Here is a 16334-nt window from a genome sequence, read left to right as displayed (position 1 = left end):
TCACCGCCATCGAGGATATCGGTCGCATCATCGAAAACATCAACGAGATTGCCACCACCATCTCGGCCGCGGTCGAGGAACAGGGTGCGGCAACCGACGAGATCACGCGAAACGTCCGCAGTGCAGCCGATCGCACCCGCACTGTTTCCGCCTCGATCAATGATGTGGCAAGTGAAACCGGCAAAACCGGTCAACTGTCGGGCGAAGTTCTGACCACCGCGCAGGATGCCTCGCACAAGGTCGAGGCCCTGCGTGCGCGCATCAACGGTATTCTCGAAGACCTTCGCGAGCAGGCCCGCAGTCGCGCCGCCTGACCCCAAAACCTGTATCCCGACAAAAAAGAGGCCCGATATCTCGGGCCTCTTTCGCGTTCTGACACCTGAAATCAGGCATGTTCCGTGATTTCCACCGCCAGTCTTTCCAGCAATCCCTGCCAGCCCTCTTTGCGAAATTCCGCCTTGTCGAAACCGTCCAGAAACGCCCCCTGCTCGGTGAATTTCAGGCGCGTATTGCCGTCCCCTTCGGGTTTCAGTTCCACCGTCGCGACCGAGGCGGAAATGCGTTTGTCGTCCTGATCCATCGTGTAGGCAAAGACAATCCGGTTATCGGGCACGATATCCTGATAAAGCGTGTCGTTATGATAAAACACCTTGCCGTCCTGGCTGAAACGGCCGCCTTCGCGCCCGCCGACCCGGAAATCGTGATTATATTCGATGACGTCCCATCCCTCTTCGGCAACAAACCAGCGATGATGGGCTTCCGCGTCGGAAAACGCCCGGAAAACGCGGGCCGGGCTTGCGTCATAAACCCGTTCGATTGTGAACATGGCATGGGTGACAGAACGTGCGATCTTGTCATCTGCTTTATTGGCGGCGGACGTCATTGTACTGCTCCTGCTGTTATGCTGGCCCGGTCCATTTTCGCGGTTTTTGCATGACGGGCTATTCGTTTGGCGGTTCGGATTTCGCCAGAAATTCTCCCAATCGGTCAAACCGGCGCGCCCAAAGGGATCGTCGCTGATTGATCCAGATTTCAACCTGTGTCAGCTGTTCGGGTTCAAGTTCACAGGTGCGAACCCTGCCCCGTTTCATGCTGCGGACAAGCCCGCAGTTTTCCAGCACCCGCAAATGCCCCATCACGGTCGGCAACGCCATATCAAGCGGTTCGGCAAGCTCGCTGACCGTCGCAGGCCCCTTGCACAGCCTGTCAACCATGCCGCGACGCGTGGCATCCGACAGGGCGTGAAACATCTGGTCGAGTTGTTCATTATTGTTAGTCATATGCCTAAGTAACAAATCCGAACGCCATACACAAGAAATAGTTAGTAAATTCACTAACTATCCTCCCAAAACAAAACCCCACCGATACCGGCAGGGTTTTAAATCATTGAAAATGTTCGGCTGTTACGCGCTGGGCCAGCTACCCTTAAGCCGTCCGCCAATGCGAACCGGTTCGATCCGTTTGGCAAGGCCGGTGGCATCGTCGGTTTCAACATAAATGCCGCACACCGTTGCCGGGCCGTCTGCCGGTTCGAACCGGCCGGTCGGCATTTTGGTGATGAATTTGCGGACCGAATTTTCCTTTTTCATCCCGATCACGGAATCAAAATCGCCGCACATGCCGACATCGGTCTGATAGGCCGTTCCGCCCGGCAATATCTGGGCATCCGCGGTCGGAACATGGGTGTGGGTTCCCAGAACAAGCGATGCCCGCCCATCGCAATGATGGCCAAACGCCATCTTTTCCGACGTGGTTTCGGCATGGAAATCGATGATGATCGCATCAACATTCTTGCCGAGCTTATGTTTGGCAAAAAGTTTGTTCGCCCCCTGGAACGGGCAGGACAGCGGGTCCATGAACAGCCGCCCCATCATGTTAACAACGCACACTTTTTTGCCCGACCGGGTTTTGAAAACATAATCGCCCTTCCCCGGCGTCCCGTCGGGGAAGTTCCACGGACGCAGAAGTTTTTCATCCTCGTCGATATAGGCAATGATTTCGCGCTGATCCCAGACATGATTGCCCGTCGTCAGGACATCGGCACCGGCATCATAGAATTCCTTGCAGATTTTGGCGGTAACGCCAAAACCGTGGGCCGCGTTTTCGACATTCACCACTGCGATATCGACCGAAAGACGGTCCCGCAGCATCGGTAACGCTTCAAGTGCTGCAGTACGGCCGGATTGGCCAAGAACGTCGCCGAGATGGAGTAAACGCATTGTATTTCCTGTTTCGTCGCACGCCCGAAATTCGGACATGACTGTAACCGATGCCCCTGTCAGACGCACCGTTTGATGCACAACATAAATGAGATGGGGATATGAATTAAGTGGGAGCCACCGCTGCCGTTGGCCATGTGGTAATTCCTCGTGACCTGCGTGTGCAGGTGGGCGCCGTATAACGAGACCACGGCCTCGACAGGGACAGCTCCCTAGAGAAATGAGCATCGGCCCCGGGAATTAGCGAACCTGACGAACAGGGCAGCCCCCGAATTGCTGCTGCACCCGATCGCCGCGAACGGCGCATCGAAAACAGTCAGCGTCCGGAACTTAGTCCTGCGAAAGCTTTTGCGCAATAGCTTCGATGCGAACAGCCATGCTTTCCATGTTTTCCGCAATCGCGTCACCTTCGGCGGCACTGACACTGCCGGGCTCCGGTGCCGCCATTGTCTGGCGACTGCGCAATTTTTCATGCACGTCGCCAAGCTCGTCGGCAATCAGAAGACTGGTCATCACCAGAAGGCGCTGCTCGCCAATCTGGCCAACCGCACCGGCAATCTCGCGAACCCGCTCATCGACATATTGCGCTAGGTTCATCAGGCGTTCTTCCTGACCATCGTCGCAGGCAACATCATAGCTGCGCCCGTTAATTCGTACTGAAACCTGTGCCATGGAATTTATGCCTGCTTTTGTTCGCGATCATCATCAAGGACCAGACGCAACTGCCCGACCGCACCATCAAGGCGGGCCGAAACGGTCTGGGTTGCTGTTGCGAGCTTGTCATAATCCTGACGCAAGGCAGCAAGCTGGCTTTTCAGGGTTTCGACTTCACCGGCAGCATCGGACTGGTTTCCGATGTCTTTGGCCATACGCGACTCCGCGGCAGCATCAAGACTGTCGATGGCCGCTTTTAGTCGGTTACTCGCTTCTAGCAAACGCGACATATTCAATATCCAGCTTTGTTAAACTACCCGGTCAGCACAGGCAAAACCTGTTCCTGATCACAAGATCGGCCACCCTGCCAACCGACTTTGTCATGAAAAAGGCTGATTTATTCCCGAACAAACCCGTGGCTTCAAATATCAGCCTTGGGGATCAATGCCCGAAAATCGTATGGAAAAGCCCGCCATGACATGCTGCACGATATGTGGTCCGTCCACTGAACCAACAGGATACAAGGAACACAGGACCGACTGGCAACATAGGGGTCAAGATCGGGACGCGTCAACAAGCACCATCGCCACATGACATGTTTGTCATTTTCGTTAACCGCAATCAGGACAACAGGCGCAGTTTTTCGACAGAAGCGGTTGACGGATGCCCCCTGTGCGGGCATGTTCCGCGCGAATTCCGTTAACATGGAATACATGTATTAAAAGTGTTTTCATCGCCCGACCGCGAAACCCCCAGGAACCGCATCCAATGACGACGCAATCAGAACACAACCGCATGGCCAATGCCATTCGCTTTCTTTCGGCCGACGCCGTCGAAAAAGCCAACTCCGGACATCCCGGCATGCCGATGGGCATGGCAGACGTCGCGACTGTTCTTTATACCAAATTCCTGAAATTTGATCCCAAGCACCCGAACTGGCCCGACCGCGACCGTTTCATCCTGTCCGCAGGTCACGGTTCGATGCTGCTTTATTCGCTTCTGCACCTTACGGGTTACGAAGATTTCGATCTGGATCAGATCAAGAATTTCCGTCAGATGGGCTTCCGCACCGCGGGTCACCCGGAATATGGCCATGGTGCCGGTATCGAAACCACCACCGGCCCGCTGGGTCAGGGCATTGCAACCTCGGTCGGTTTCGCGCTTGGCGAACGCATCATGAATGCGCGCTTTGGCAATGACGTTGTCGATCATTTCACTTACGTGATTGCCGGCGACGGCTGCCTGATGGAAGGCATCTCGCAGGAAGCCATTTCGATGGCCGGTCACCTGAAACTGTCGAAACTGATCGTCCTGTTTGACGATAACGGCATTTCAATCGACGGCCCGACCTCTCTGTCGACGTCCGAAGATCACAAAAAACGTTTCGAAGCCGCTGGCTGGGACGTGCAGCAGATTGACGGCCACGATCCGGTCGCCATCGAAGCCGCCATTGCCCAGGCAAAAACCACCAACACGCCCTCGATGATCGCCTGCAAGACCGAAATCGGTTTTGGCGCCCCGACCAAGGGTGGCACCTCGGCAACGCATGGATCCCCGCTTGGCGCGACCGAACTTGCCGGTGCGCGTGAAAAACTCGGCTGGACGGCCGAGCCGTTCGATATTCCGGCCGACATTCTCGACGCATGGCGCAGTGCCGGTGCACGCGGCAAGGCCGATTTCGATGCATGGGGTTCGCGTTTCGAAAATCTCGAAGCCTCCCTCAAGGACGAATTCGAACGTCGCGTCGAGGGCAAACTGCCGGAAAACTGGATTGACGCGTTCAACGACTACAAAAAGCAGATCACCGCTGAACTACCGAAAGTCGCAACCCGCAAATCGTCGCAGAACGTTCTTGAAGTCCTGACCAAGGCAATCCCGGAAATGATCGGCGGTTCTGCCGACCTGACCGGCTCGAACAACACCAAAACCGGCGTTCAGGCCCCGATCACCGCTGATGGCGGCTATCATGGCGGCTATATCTATTACGGTATCCGTGAACACGGTATGGCTGCGGCCATGAATGGTCTGGCACTTCATGGCGGCGTTCTGCCTTATGGTGGCACCTTCCTGGTCTTCACCGACTATTGCCGCCCGGCAATCCGTCTGTCGGCCCTGATGAACCAGCGTGTTGTCTATGTCATGACCCATGATTCCATCGGTCTTGGCGAAGACGGCCCGACCCATCAGCCGGTCGAACATGTCGCGTCCCTGCGCGCAATGCCGAACGTTACCGTCATCCGCCCGGCCGATGCGGTTGAAACCGCCGAAGCATGGGCAATGGCGATCACCAACGAAACCGGCCCGACCGTCATGGCGCTGACCCGTCAGAACCTGCCGACCCTGCGCACCGAATACCGCGAAGACAACCTTGTCGCGCGCGGCGGTTACGTGATTTCCGATTGCGACGGTGATCGTCAGGTCACCCTGATCGCGACCGGCTCCGAAGTCGAAATTGCCGTAAACGCACAGGCCAAACTCAAAGCCGACGGCATCAATGCCGCTGTCGTCTCCCTGCCAAGCTGGGAACTGTTCGACGCGCAGTCGCCGGAATATCGCAAGGAAGTCCTTGGCGACAAACCGCGCATCGCCATCGAAGCCCTGTCGGTGTTCGGCTGGGAAAAATACGTTGGCGACAACGGCAAAGTCATTGGCATGCACGGCTTTGGTGCCTCGGCACCGGCCGAAGTCCTTTACGAGCATTTCGGCATCACTGCCGAGGCGCTGGTCAAGGCAGCCAAAGAACTCGTTTAATTCAAGGGGCCGGATCGGTAATATGCCGATCCGGCCTTTTTTCTATGGGGTTGAACCCTAAGCCGTGATTGATACTCCCCAGGTACCAATCATCATAATTTTGGAGGGATGAATGGCTATTCGCGTAGCGATTAATGGTTTTGGTCGTATTGGCCGTCTGGTTCTGCGTGCCATCGTTGAAAGCGGCCGTACCGATGTTGAAGTCGTGGCCATCAACGACCTGGGTGACGTCGCCACCAACGCACATCTTCTGAAATACGATTCCGTTCATGGCGTTCTTGCCAATGACGTCAAAGCCGAAGGCAACGACCTTGTCATCGACGGCAAGGCGATCAAGGTCTGCTCGGAACGCGATCCGGCGAACCTGCCGTGGGGCGCTCTGAATGTCGATATCGCATTCGAATGCACCGGCATCTTCCTTGACGAAGCGGGTGCCGGCAAACACCTGACCGCGGGTGCCAAACGCGTTCTGATTTCCGCCCCGGCAAAGGGCGACATCAAAACCGTCGTTTACGGTGTTAACAGCGATACCCTGACCGCATCCGACATCATCGTTTCGAACGCATCCTGCACCACCAACTGCCTGGCACCGGTTGCAGACGTTCTGAACAAGACCGTTGGCATCACCAAGGGCTTCATGACCACCGTTCACGCCTTTACCGGCGACCAGAACACGGTCGACAGCCTGCACAAGGATCTGCGCCGCGCCCGTGCCGCTTCGCTTTCGATGATCCCGACCTCGACCGGTGCGGCCAAGGCCGTTGGTCTGGTTCTTCCGGAACTCAAAGGCAAGCTTGATGGCACCGCCATCCGTGTCCCGACCCCGAACGTTTCGATGGTTGACCTGACCTTCGTTGCCGGTCGCGACACCACGGCTGATGAAATCAATGCCGCGATCAAGGAAGCCGCAAACGGCCCGCTCAAGGGTGTTCTTGGCGTTTGCGATGCACCGCTGGTCTCGATTGACTTCAACCACAATCCGAACAGCTCGACCTTCGACGTCACCCAGACCCAGGTTATCGGCGGCAACTTCGTCCGTATCCTGTCTTGGTACGACAACGAGTGGGGCTTCTCGAACCGTATGTCCGATACCGCCGTTGCCATGGCGAAGTTCCTTTAATCGGAACTTGAAGCTATCGATCCGGATCAGGGCGGCCTTCGGGTCGCCCTTTCTGTTTGGCAAATCCCGACCCGGTGATATTTTGCCCCGATGAAAGACACCACAAACCTTTTCATTCGCATTCATGGCATGGCTGGCGGCCAATCAGCCTGCCGTGTCGCCGGTCTTGTGGCAGGGCATGCGCGGATCAATCTGCTGTCGCCCGAAAATGCCGGTGCGTCGCTTGGCGCGCAGTGGTTTGCCACCCTGATCAACAGATTACGAACCGAATTTCCCGATGCTCTCATTCACGGCATCCTTGATTGTCGCGGGCGTCGCGCATCGGCCCTGGCCGCGATGGAAACCGGACTGGATGCGGTATTGCTTGATGACGATCTGCCCGATGATCTGAAAGCCCGGCTTGAAAATCTCGGCTCAAAGTCGGGATGCCGGGTCATCACCGCCCTGCCCGCGCCGGACCGGATTTACGAAACCGGTGACGATTACCTGCCCGATGCGGAACTGGATCGGCGGCTTTCGGCGTTTTTGGCTGGGTGATTGCCAAAAGGGTGATGAAACGTTACATGATACGCAGTTTTTGATCAGGAATGACCATTGTGAACGCAGACGACCAAACCGGCCTTTATCTTCTGACACCGCCAAAAATCGATCTGGCCGTGTTTCCGGACCTTTTGAAATCCGTGCTTGATACCGGTGCGATTGATTGTCTGCAGCTTCGTCTCAAAGACGTTTCCGATGATGAAATCCGCAAGGCGATTGATGCAATCCTGCCGCTGTGCTCAGACCGCGACATTCCCCTGATCCTCAATGACCGCCCCGATATCGCCAAAAAATCGGGTGTTGATGGCGTTCATGTCGGCGAAGAAGACGCCAGCTACGCCGAGGCGCGCGCCATCATGGGCGAAGAACACATTGTCGGCGTGTCCTGCTATGACAGCCGCCATCGCGCCATGGAACTTGGTGAAAAAGGGGCGGATTACGTGGCGTTTGGCGCGTTCTATCCGACCCAAACCAAAGAAGCCAAAACCAGCGTCACCCCGGAAATCATCGAAATCTGGACGACCTTTACAACCGTCCCCTGCGTCGCGATTGGCGGCATCACGGCTGATAACCTTGGCCCGATCGTCGAAGCCGGTGCCGATTTCATCGCTGTCACGGGCGGAGTCTGGAGCCATCCGGACGGGCCGGAAGCCGGGGCAAAGGCGATCAAGGCCGCGATTGCCGCTGCCTCGGACTGAAACCCAGCCCGGTTTATCCCCTTTTAACCGCAGGGATTTGGCGCCAGCCATGCGCGAATGACGGTTTGCCATGCACGCAAACCCTGATCAATCTGCTTGCAGCAAATTCGCCAAACTGGTAGTTAAGCCCGACTTTAATGGGACGGGTGTCCCGCTTACATCGTGAATCTGTGATCTGAAAGAACGGTTGGTGCCATGAAAATCAACGGCAACGAAATCCGTCCGGGTAACCTTATCGAACATAAAGGTGCCCTGTGGCGTGCGGTAAAATGCCAGGCTGTGAAGCCGGGTAAAGGCGGTGCGTTTAACCAGGTTGAACTCAAAGACATTCGTACCGGCACCAAGCTGAACGAACGTTTCCGTGCCTCGGAAACCGTCGAACGTATTCGTCTGGAACAGAATGAATATACCTATCTGTTTGCCGATGGTGACATGATCACCTTCATGGACAGCGAAACTTTCGAACAGATCACAGTCAATGCGGAACTCGTCGGTGAACCGGCTGTATTCCTTCAGGACGGCATGGTCGTCACCATCGAATCCTTCGAAGGCGAACCGCTTGCCGTTACCCTGCCCGAACATGTTGTCTGCCAGATCGTCGAAGCCGACGCGGTTGTCAAAGGGCAGACCCAGTCTTCTTCCTTCAAGCCGGCTGTTCTTGATAATGGCGTTCGCATTCTGGTGCCGCCGCATATTGAATCGGGTACGCGCGTTGTCGTGAACACGACCGAATGCACCTATCTCGAGCGTGCAAAAGACTAAGGACATTCGTCCTTGGGCCTTCCTTTTTTACTTTCAAACACCGGGAGATGAGCCGTGCGTGGCGCCGCCCGTCGTTCAGCAAATATCAATGTCATGTTCAAGGCCGTCGAAAAGGCGGCCTATGGACTTAAACGCGACTTCGGTGAAGTCGAAAACCTTCAGGTGTCGATGAAAGGCCCGGCAGATTTCGTATCTGCTGCCGATCACCGTGCCGAAAAACGCCTGCGCGAAGAACTCGAACGTGCGCGTCCGGGCTATGGTTTCCTTCTGGAAGAAGGCGGCGAAATCAAGGGCTCCGATCCGGAGCACCGCTGGATCATCGATCCGCTTGATGGCACCACCAATTTCCTGCACGGCATTCCGCATTTTGCGATTTCCGTGGCCCTGCAAAAGGGTGACGAAATCATTGCCGGCATCATTTACGATGTCGCCAAGGATGAATTCTTCTGGGCCGAAAAAGGCGTTGGCGCCTATCTTGATAACCGTCGCCTGCGTGTTTCGGGTCGTCGTCGCCTGAATGAATGCGTTCTGGCATGCGGTGTTCCGCATATCGGACATGGCGATCACGCCGCGTTCGAAAAACAGCTTCATTCGGTCATGGATCGTTGTGCCGGCGTGCGCCGCATGGGTGCCGCATCGCTTGATCTGGCCTATGTTGCCGCCGGTCGCTTTGACGGTTACTGGGAATCCCATCTTAATGCGTGGGATATCGCTGCGGGCCTTCTGATGATCACCGAAGCAGGCGGCTATGTCCGCGATGCCAAAGGTGGCACCAACATGCTTGGCACCGGCAGCGTCGTTGCCGCCAACGACTATATCCAGCCCGTGCTGGCCAAGACGCTCAAAAAAGCCGTTACCGAGTAAGTATCAGCTTTTATTACCGTTTTTTGAAAGGGCATCCCTGCTTTGGCACGGATGCCCTTTTTGCATCCCGCCCCTTGCCAAAGGTCAAAGCGGTTGTTCATCATCAAGCTCTAAGCTATGGTACTTGCCGTCTGGCCAACCATATATCGGGGGGGCTGGATCGGGGTGGCACAATGAACAAAGAACAATGTGCCAAAAGATCGACACAAAACTGTGCGTTATAAAACAACGTGTTCAAACACAGGGTAACAAGGGGCCTGCGATTTGATGAAGGGGTATTCCAAGATTTCGGTGCTGGCATTCATGGCAGCACTGGGCGGTAATGCGGTTGTCAGTGGCGGTGCATCCGCACAGCAATACACCCCCGTATCCGTTGACGACAGCGTACAGGTAAACTGGGACGTTGCCGACGGCATCGGCGGACAACCGACCGTACCGAATTATCTTTCACCCTCGGTTTCGCGCGAACATATTTCGATCGCCGGCAGCGATCTGATCTATCCCGAAACCCGCCCGCATTCGGAATTCCTTGCCGCAGACCGCTTTGCGCAGGATGTCAGCGGCACGACATATGGTGACGGATTTGAAACCGTCGTCATTGATGGTGCCGGCAGCAACGATATCCCGACCCGGTCGCAATTTTACGGCGTCCCCGGTGTCACAACCAGCCCGTCCTATGATGATGGCGCAAATCAGGTGATCACGCTTAACCGGCCTGAACCGGCTGCAGCCCCGCGCGCCAAACCGGCTGCCCCGGTGGCAGCCGCAAAAACAGGCAGTGGCAGCGCACCGGTTCCGCTAAGCAAACCGACACCAACACCGCAACCGGCACAGGCACAGGCCGCGGCTCCAGCCGCCGAAATGGCCCAGGCATCCGAACCCCCTGCGGCACCAAAGGCCGAACCGGCTCCCGAAGCACCGAAAGTCGAAACAAAACCGGCTGAAATCGCCCCCCCAAAAGCCCCGCCGCTTCCGGCCGAGGAAACCAGACAGGCACCGCCTCCTCCGGCACCTGAACCGGTTATACCGGACAAGTCAAACGTGCCAGAGGAACCAAGCCCGGCGCCCGATACCACAACATCGCCGCAGGAAATGCTTGAACAGCGTTCCAGCAACGAGACGCCTGTCGCGCCTGCCCCGGCTCCAGAACCGGCCGCCGAAGCCGCCGCAGTACCACCAGCCGCCAAGGACCCGGTTGCATCTGCACCATCCGGTGCTGGCGAATACAGCCTGGCATTCGGTTCGGGTAGTTTCGAGCTGAACAACGCCGCACGCAGCCAGCTTGACAGCATCGTCAAAAGCATGGGCAGTGATGAAAACATGCGTATCCAGCTTCAGGCCTATGCCGAAGGCGATTCCAACAATGCCAGCAAGGCACGCCGCCTGTCGCTTTCGCGCGCCCTGCAGGTCCGTTCCTATCTGATCGACAAAGGTGTGCGGTCCACGCGCATCGATGTCCGTGCGCTGGGTGCCAATGTTCCTTCCGGCCCGGCGGATCGTGTCGATATCAAAACCGTTCAACGCTAGGATTGATCCGTCATGAGCAATAATTCGGCCAACGGCATGGCAACCCTTCCTGCTGTTACCAAACCGGGAAGCTATCTGACGCGGATGGGGATTTTCATCGCCGTTATCGCTGCCGTCGGTGCATTGCTGTTTCCGACTTTGTCCGATGCGTTCATGGCCAACGCGGTTCTGAACGGTTTGATCCTTGGCGTGTTTGTCGTCGGCGTGATCTATACGTTCCGTATGGTCGCAAGCCTCTCGGCCGAAGTCACCTGGATCGAGGATTTCCGCCGCAACCGTCCCGGCCTGACATCGCAGGTTCCGCCAAAACTGCTGTTGCCGATGGCACGCATGATGGCCGAACAGCGCCGCGACCGCCCGCAACTCTCGACCATGGCGACGCGCACCATTCTGGACTCGATCCGTTCCCGTCTGGATGAAAGCCGCGAACTGTCGCGCTATGTCGTTGGTCTTCTGGTATTCCTTGGTCTGCTCGGTACCTTCTGGGGCTTGCTTCAGACCGTCAACTCGGTCGCCAATGTGATCGGGGATGTCAATGTCGGCTCGGGCCAGAATATTGATCTGTGGTTCAACGAACTCAAGGAAGGCTTGGCCGAGCCGCTTGGCGGCATGGGAACGGCGTTTTCGTCCTCGCTCTTCGGTCTTGCAGGTTCGCTCGCCCTTGGACTGATCGACATGCAGGCCGGTCAGGCACAGAACCGCTTCTTTAACGAACTTGAAGAATGGCTTTCGGGCTTCACCCGCCTGTCTTCCGGCGGTCCGGTTTCGGATGGGGAACAGTCGGTTCCGGCCTATCTTTCGGCCCTGATCGAACAGATGGCGGACAATATGGAAGGGTTGCAAAACTCGATACAGCGGTCCGAAAGCTCGCAGATCAAGTCGCATAACACCCTGATCGATCTGGCCGACAAACTCTCGACCCTGACCGATCAGATGAAGGCCGAACAACAGCTTATGGTCAAGCTGGCGGAAAACCAGATGCACCTGAAACCGGTCCTTGATCAGCTTTCCGATTCCATGAAAATCGGCAGCTTCGGCATTGATGACAATACACGCGCCCATATCCGGTCCCTCGACAACACCCTTTCGCGCGTTGGCGAGGAACTGACAATGGGCCGTCAGCAATCGACCCAGGAAATCAGAAGCGAGATCAAGCTTCTGGCCCGTACCATCGCCGCGATCGCCGAGGAGGGTTGATCGCATGACCGGGTTGTCACGCCGCCGAAATCGCGACGTCAACACCTGGCCTGGCTTTGTTGATGCCTTGGCCACCCTGTTGATGGTGATCATTTTCCTGCTGATGATTTTCGTCGTTGCGCAGGTCTATCTGGGTGCTGCCCTTTCCGGGCGTGACCAGGCATTGAACGACCTCACCGCACAGGTGAACGAACTGACAAACCTGCTGTCGCTCGAACGCACCAACAATCAGCGCATGGAACTCGAACTGACACAGCTCACGACCGAGCTTTCCAACACCAGTGACCAGCGCGACGAATTGCGTGACCGTGCCGCCGCCCTCGCAAGCCAGCTTTCAGCCGCCGAATTGTCCGCTGACGAGATGGAAAAGAAACTTCTGGCCGCCCTCGCCAATCTCGAGGAAAAAGAGGCCGAGCTTAGCACCGCACGCGAAAAAGCCGACGAACAGATGGCCGATCAGGAAAGCCGCATTGCCGAACTTTCCGCCCTGCTGGCCTCGCGCGCAGCCGAACTTGAAGACGAGAAAAAGCTCAGCACCGAGGCACAGGCACAGGTCGCGGCCCTCAATCAGCAAATGCTGGCCCTGCGCCAGCAGCTTCAGAAAATCCAGGCTGCCCTTGAAGTCTCCGAACGCGAAAACGAAGACAAACAGGCCCAGATCGTCAATCTTGGACAGCGCCTCAATGCCGCCCTTGCCACCAAGGTTGCCGAATTGCAGCGCTATCGTTCGGAATTCTTTGGCCGCCTGCGCGAAGTTCTGGGCGACCGTCAGGATATCCGCGTGGTGGGCGACCGCTTTGTCTTCCAGTCCGAAGTCCTGTTCACATCCGGCTCCGCCGATCTTGGCGAAGAAGGTCAGGAACAGCTCGCAAAGCTTGGCGATACACTGAAAACCATTTCGGCCGAAATCCCCGACGATATTGATTGGGTCATGCGCGTTGATGGTCACACGGATAAAGTTCCGATCCGTAACCTGAAATTCGCATCGAACTGGGAACTGTCGGCGGCACGTGCCATTTCGGTGGTCAAGTTCCTGATCGAACGCGGCGTTCCGCCAAACCGGCTGGTTGCTGCGGGCTTTGGCGAATATCAGCCGCTTGATAACCGCGACGACGAAATCGCCTATCGCCGAAACCGTCGTATCGAATTCAAGATCACCGAACGGTAAGACCGGCACCATAAAGATCACCAACGGCACCCTTGATGGGTGCCGTTGTCTTTTCTGCCGCATTTCACTGGATCGGGAAAAATTCGGAACCAAGAACCACACCGGCACGTTGGTGGCTTAAGGGAGCCTTTCAATAAAAAGGAGGCCACAAATGTCCATCCTCAGGACCCGAAACGAAACCGTTGGCGTTTTTGATGACCTTCCCGCCCTGCAAAAAACTGCAGAGGATCTGGAGGAAGCCGGTTTCAAACATTCCGACCTAAGCCTGCTTGCGACCGAACGCACCATCGAGGACAAACTGGGCCATATCTATCGCAAGGTCGAGGATATCGAAAACGATCCCGACATGCCCCCGCTCGCCTATACCGCGCCCACTCCGATTGGCAATGCCGAGGGCGTTCTGGTCGGTGCCCCCATGTATGCCGCCGCCTTTGGCGCGGCCGGTGTCATGATTGCCGCAGGCGGCCCGATTGCCCTGACCATCGCGGCCATTGTCGGGGCAGGCGGCGTTGGTGCTGCGGCGGGCGGTGTGGTCGCGGCCATGATCGGCAAACGATATTCCGGTGAATTGCAGGACGAACTGGATCATGGTGGTTTGCTGCTTTGGGTACAGACCCCCGACGAGACAAAGGAAAACCGCGCCAAAGACATCCTTGCCCGCCATCAGGCCAAACTGATCGGCACCCATGAGGTGGCAAATCCGCACACCAAGCGCGATATGCTTTGACCACCATCCCTACCGCTATTGTCACCTGCCCTGAATAACCTTCTACCAAAGAAGCCCCCGGCAAATGCCTGTGGGGCTTTCTTTTTTTCTGGTCTGTATCGCGCCATGCCACTAAATTCACTGCGCTGCCACCGCATTTCCCATCCATCCGTTTTACCTGTTTGACGGAGCCACCATGCTGCGCGATATCTCGCCCCAAAACCTGTTCATGGGTATTCTTGCCGCCTTTGTCGGATCGGCCAGTTCCTTTGCCGTCGTCCTTCAGGGGCTTGGTGCCGTTGGTGCAACGCCCGATCAGGCCGCATCGGGCCTGATGGCGCTATCGGTCGCGATGGGTCTGTGCTCGATCTATCTGTCATTGCGCACCCGCATGCCGATCAGCATCGCATGGTCCACCCCCGGTGCGGCATTGCTGGCAACATCGGGCGCGATTGACGGCGGTTTTGCCGTGGCGGTCGGGGCATTTATTGTTTGCGCGATCCTGATCATCATTTGCGGCATCTGGAAGCCGCTTGGCCGTGCGGTTGCCGCCATTCCCGCCCCGCTTGCCAATGCCATGCTGGCCGGTGTGTTGCTGGGTCTGTGTCTGGCACCTATCAAGGCGGTTGCCTTCAATCCGCTTCTTGGCCTGCCGATTGTCATTGCCTGGCTGGTGGTCGGGCGGATCAACCGCCTGTTTGCCGTGCCTGCGGCCTTGCTGGCCTTCATCATTGTGATGGTGGTCGGCGTCGAGTTTCCCGAAAATACGCTTGGCAGCCTTGGCGGCGCCATCGTGCCGCCGGTCGAATTCGTCATGCCGGAATTCACACTGGCCGGTCTGGTCGGCATTGCCCTGCCCTTGTTTATCGTCACCATGGCATCGCAAAACATTCCCGGCACGGCCGTTTTGCGCGCCAATAATTACGATACCCCGCCCGGCCCGCTTTTTGCCACCACCGGCTTTTTCTCGTTACTTGCCGCCCCCTTTGGCGGGCATGCCGTCAACCTTGCCGCCATCATCGCCGCCCTGTGTGCGGGCGAAGACGCCCATCCCGATCCGAAAAAACGGTATTGGGCCGCGGCCTTTGGCGGGGTGTTTTACATCCTGTTCGGCTTGCTGGCAGGTCTTGTCACCGCCTTTGTCAGTCTGGCCCCCTCGATCCTGATCGAAGCGGTCGCGGGCCTTGCCCTGATCGGGGCGTTTTCCGGATCGGTGGTTGCCGCGTTCAAGGATGATGACGCCCGCGAAGCCGCCGCCGTAACCTTCCTTGTCACCGCCGCCGGTCTATCCTTTTTCGGGGTTGCCGGGGCGTTCTGGGGATTGCTGGCCGGGGGGCTGATCCATTTCCTGACCCATCTGCGCAAGGATAAAGCCAGCTAAAACAAAAGGCCCTGCTGATTATCAGCAGGGCCTTTTTTAGTGGCGCAGTCAAAAATCAATCCGGCTGCGGGATCGTCAGGTTACCCTTGGCATCCAGTTCCCAGAACGGGTTATACGCCACTTCCCAGGCATGCCCGTCCGGATCGCGGAAATATCCCGAATACCCGCCCCAGAACACCTTTTCCGCCGGTTTCTGAATGACGGCACCGGCTTTCTTTGCCTCTGCCATCACCGCATCGACCTCGGCCTCGTCACGCGTGTTATAGGCAATCGTCAGACCGGCAAAACGGGCACCGGTATCATCATCAAACAACCCGTCCTTGATCAAATCTTCCCGGCCAAACAGGCCAAGCGCCAGCCCGTTGGACAACTGATAGAAAACCACCTGCCCCTCGACCATCTGGGTAACTTTCCAGCCAAGTCCGTCTTCGTAAAACCGCCGCGACCGGTCAAGGTCCGCAACGCCAAGCGTAATCAGCGATACACGTTGATCCATTTCATGCTCCTGCTTTCAGGGTCAAACCCCTAAAGCACCCAAACCCGACACGAGACTAACACCCCGTTTCCCCATTGCCGAGCCCGGACTCGGCCACAGCCGAAATTTCGCGTCGCAGCATGTTCGCAATAAAATTGCGCATAAATCGGTACCGGAATAAGTAAATATTAAGTTGACCCAACGTCAACCTATGCAATCAAGCGTTTTGCACATTGCAATGCGAGTTGATTTGAAAAAAGGTCAGCATTCAT

17 protein-coding genes, 1 other RNA gene and 1 pseudogene are annotated in these 16334 nt (G+C 56.8%); 12 read left to right on the top strand and 7 right to left on the bottom strand.

The window, feature by feature from the left end; translation table 11 throughout:
- Positions 1-314: pseudogene (locus AUP42_RS21800) on the top strand (methyl-accepting chemotaxis protein); the annotation flags it as partial.
- 71 nt (positions 315-385) lie between these two features.
- Here AUP42_RS21800 and AUP42_RS15595 read toward each other — a convergent pair.
- From AUP42_RS15595 to AUP42_RS15570, 6 genes are all read right to left on the bottom strand, one after another.
- Complete coding sequence (locus AUP42_RS15595) at positions 386-883, bottom strand: SRPBCC family protein (RefSeq protein ID WP_062952520.1); 498 nt, start codon at positions 881-883, stop codon at positions 386-388.
- Between the two features lie 58 nt (positions 884-941).
- A complete protein-coding gene (locus AUP42_RS15590; RefSeq protein WP_062952519.1) occupies positions 942-1280 on the bottom strand; it encodes an ArsR/SmtB family transcription factor in 339 nt (112 codons plus the stop codon).
- Positions 1281-1403: 123 nt separating this feature from the next.
- Entirely contained in the window at positions 1404-2219 is an 816-nt protein-coding gene (locus AUP42_RS15585) for a TIGR00282 family metallophosphoesterase (RefSeq protein ID WP_062952518.1), read from the bottom strand.
- A gap of 110 nt (positions 2220-2329) precedes the next feature.
- Positions 2330-2490: non-coding RNA, 6S RNA (ssrS, locus tag AUP42_RS15580), on the bottom strand.
- Between the two features lie 59 nt (positions 2491-2549).
- Entirely contained in the window at positions 2550-2891 is a 342-nt protein-coding gene (locus AUP42_RS15575) for a cell division protein ZapA (protein ID WP_062952517.1), read from the bottom strand.
- Positions 2892-2896: 5 nt separating this feature from the next.
- Positions 2897-3163 carry a DUF4164 family protein gene (locus AUP42_RS15570; protein ID WP_062952516.1) on the bottom strand — a complete coding sequence of 89 codons (267 nt, stop codon included), beginning with the start codon at positions 3161-3163 and terminating at the stop codon, positions 2897-2899.
- A gap of 478 nt (positions 3164-3641) precedes the next feature.
- Here AUP42_RS15570 and tkt point away from each other — a divergent pair, with 478 nt between their 5' ends.
- From tkt to AUP42_RS15515, 11 genes are all read left to right on the top strand, one after another.
- The gene (gene tkt / locus AUP42_RS15565; protein ID WP_062952515.1) at positions 3642-5624 is read left to right on the top strand and encodes a transketolase; all 1983 of its coding nucleotides are present in this window, start codon (positions 3642-3644) and stop codon (positions 5622-5624) included.
- Between the two features lie 112 nt (positions 5625-5736).
- Positions 5737-6744 carry a type I glyceraldehyde-3-phosphate dehydrogenase gene (gene gap, locus AUP42_RS15560; RefSeq protein ID WP_062952514.1) on the top strand — a complete coding sequence of 336 codons (1008 nt, stop codon included), beginning with the start codon at positions 5737-5739 and terminating at the stop codon, positions 6742-6744.
- Positions 6745-6834: 90 nt separating this feature from the next.
- Positions 6835-7281 carry a hypothetical protein gene (locus AUP42_RS15555; protein WP_062952513.1) on the top strand — a complete coding sequence of 149 codons (447 nt, stop codon included), beginning with the start codon at positions 6835-6837 and terminating at the stop codon, positions 7279-7281.
- Positions 7282-7331: 50 nt separating this feature from the next.
- Positions 7332-7982 carry a thiamine phosphate synthase gene (gene thiE / locus AUP42_RS15550; protein ID WP_062952512.1) on the top strand — a complete coding sequence of 217 codons (651 nt, stop codon included), beginning with the start codon at positions 7332-7334 and terminating at the stop codon, positions 7980-7982.
- Positions 7983-8177: 195 nt separating this feature from the next.
- Positions 8178-8744 carry an elongation factor P gene (efp, locus tag AUP42_RS15545; RefSeq protein ID WP_062952511.1) on the top strand — a complete coding sequence of 189 codons (567 nt, stop codon included), beginning with the start codon at positions 8178-8180 and terminating at the stop codon, positions 8742-8744.
- 54 nt (positions 8745-8798) lie between these two features.
- Positions 8799-9608, top strand: coding sequence for an inositol monophosphatase family protein (locus AUP42_RS15540; RefSeq protein WP_197467397.1), 810 nt, complete (start codon positions 8799-8801; stop codon positions 9606-9608).
- A gap of 267 nt (positions 9609-9875) precedes the next feature.
- A complete protein-coding gene (locus tag AUP42_RS15535) occupies positions 9876-11135 on the top strand; it encodes an OmpA family protein (protein ID WP_062952510.1) in 1260 nt (419 codons plus the stop codon).
- Between the two features lie 12 nt (positions 11136-11147).
- Positions 11148-12332: a hypothetical protein gene (locus AUP42_RS15530; RefSeq protein WP_062952509.1), complete on the top strand. Its 1185-nt coding sequence runs from the start codon at positions 11148-11150 to the stop codon at positions 12330-12332.
- Between the two features lie 4 nt (positions 12333-12336).
- Positions 12337-13500 carry a peptidoglycan -binding protein gene (locus AUP42_RS15525; RefSeq protein WP_062952508.1) on the top strand — a complete coding sequence of 388 codons (1164 nt, stop codon included), beginning with the start codon at positions 12337-12339 and terminating at the stop codon, positions 13498-13500.
- 151 nt (positions 13501-13651) lie between these two features.
- Complete coding sequence (locus tag AUP42_RS15520; RefSeq protein WP_062952507.1) at positions 13652-14227, top strand: hypothetical protein; 576 nt, start codon at positions 13652-13654, stop codon at positions 14225-14227.
- 175 nt (positions 14228-14402) lie between these two features.
- Positions 14403-15587: a benzoate/H(+) symporter BenE family transporter gene (locus tag AUP42_RS15515; protein WP_062952506.1), complete on the top strand. Its 1185-nt coding sequence runs from the start codon at positions 14403-14405 to the stop codon at positions 15585-15587.
- Positions 15588-15642: 55 nt separating this feature from the next.
- Here the strand turns inward: AUP42_RS15515 and AUP42_RS15510 are convergent, their stop codons facing one another.
- The gene (locus AUP42_RS15510) at positions 15643-16083 is read right to left on the bottom strand and encodes a VOC family protein (RefSeq protein ID WP_062952505.1); all 441 of its coding nucleotides are present in this window, start codon (positions 16081-16083) and stop codon (positions 15643-15645) included.
- Positions 16084-16334 lie beyond the last annotated feature (251 nt).

The sequence above is a fragment of the Thalassospira lucentensis genome (assembly GCF_001613805.1).
Lineage (GTDB): Bacteria > Pseudomonadota > Alphaproteobacteria > Rhodospirillales > Thalassospiraceae > Thalassospira > Thalassospira lucentensis_A.
Note: the sequence above shows the minus strand (reverse complement) of the source record. Positions and strands in the feature narration are given on the sequence as shown.

Excerpts from the sequence above, each read along its gene's own strand:
- AUP42_RS15555 (WP_062952513.1), top strand. The coding sequence starts at position 6,835 with ATGAAAGACACCACAAACCTTTTCATTCGCATTCATGGCATGGCTGGC.
- AUP42_RS15535 (WP_062952510.1), top strand. The coding sequence starts at position 9,876 with ATGAAGGGGTATTCCAAGATTTCGGTGCTGGCATTCATGGCAGCACTG.
- AUP42_RS15530 (WP_062952509.1), top strand. The coding sequence starts at position 11,148 with ATGAGCAATAATTCGGCCAACGGCATGGCAACCCTTCCTGCTGTTACC.
- AUP42_RS15515 (WP_062952506.1), top strand. The coding sequence starts at position 14,403 with ATGCTGCGCGATATCTCGCCCCAAAACCTGTTCATGGGTATTCTTGCC.
- AUP42_RS15520 (WP_062952507.1), top strand. The coding sequence starts at position 13,652 with ATGTCCATCCTCAGGACCCGAAACGAAACCGTTGGCGTTTTTGATGAC.
- AUP42_RS15510 (WP_062952505.1), bottom strand. The coding sequence starts at position 16,083 with ATGGATCAACGTGTATCGCTGATTACGCTTGGCGTTGCGGACCTTGAC.
- efp (WP_062952511.1), top strand. The coding sequence starts at position 8,178 with ATGAAAATCAACGGCAACGAAATCCGTCCGGGTAACCTTATCGAACAT.
- AUP42_RS15585 (WP_062952518.1), bottom strand. The coding sequence starts at position 2,219 with ATGCGTTTACTCCATCTCGGCGACGTTCTTGGCCAATCCGGCCGTACT.
- AUP42_RS15570 (WP_062952516.1), bottom strand. The coding sequence starts at position 3,163 with ATGTCGCGTTTGCTAGAAGCGAGTAACCGACTAAAAGCGGCCATCGAC.
- AUP42_RS15595 (WP_062952520.1), bottom strand. The coding sequence starts at position 883 with ATGACGTCCGCCGCCAATAAAGCAGATGACAAGATCGCACGTTCTGTC.
- AUP42_RS15525 (WP_062952508.1), top strand. The coding sequence starts at position 12,337 with ATGACCGGGTTGTCACGCCGCCGAAATCGCGACGTCAACACCTGGCCT.
- AUP42_RS15590 (WP_062952519.1), bottom strand. The coding sequence starts at position 1,280 with ATGACTAACAATAATGAACAACTCGACCAGATGTTTCACGCCCTGTCG.
- AUP42_RS15575 (WP_062952517.1), bottom strand. The coding sequence starts at position 2,891 with ATGGCACAGGTTTCAGTACGAATTAACGGGCGCAGCTATGATGTTGCC.
- thiE (WP_062952512.1), top strand. The coding sequence starts at position 7,332 with ATGACCATTGTGAACGCAGACGACCAAACCGGCCTTTATCTTCTGACA.
- gap (WP_062952514.1), top strand. The coding sequence starts at position 5,737 with ATGGCTATTCGCGTAGCGATTAATGGTTTTGGTCGTATTGGCCGTCTG.
- tkt (WP_062952515.1), top strand. The coding sequence starts at position 3,642 with ATGACGACGCAATCAGAACACAACCGCATGGCCAATGCCATTCGCTTT.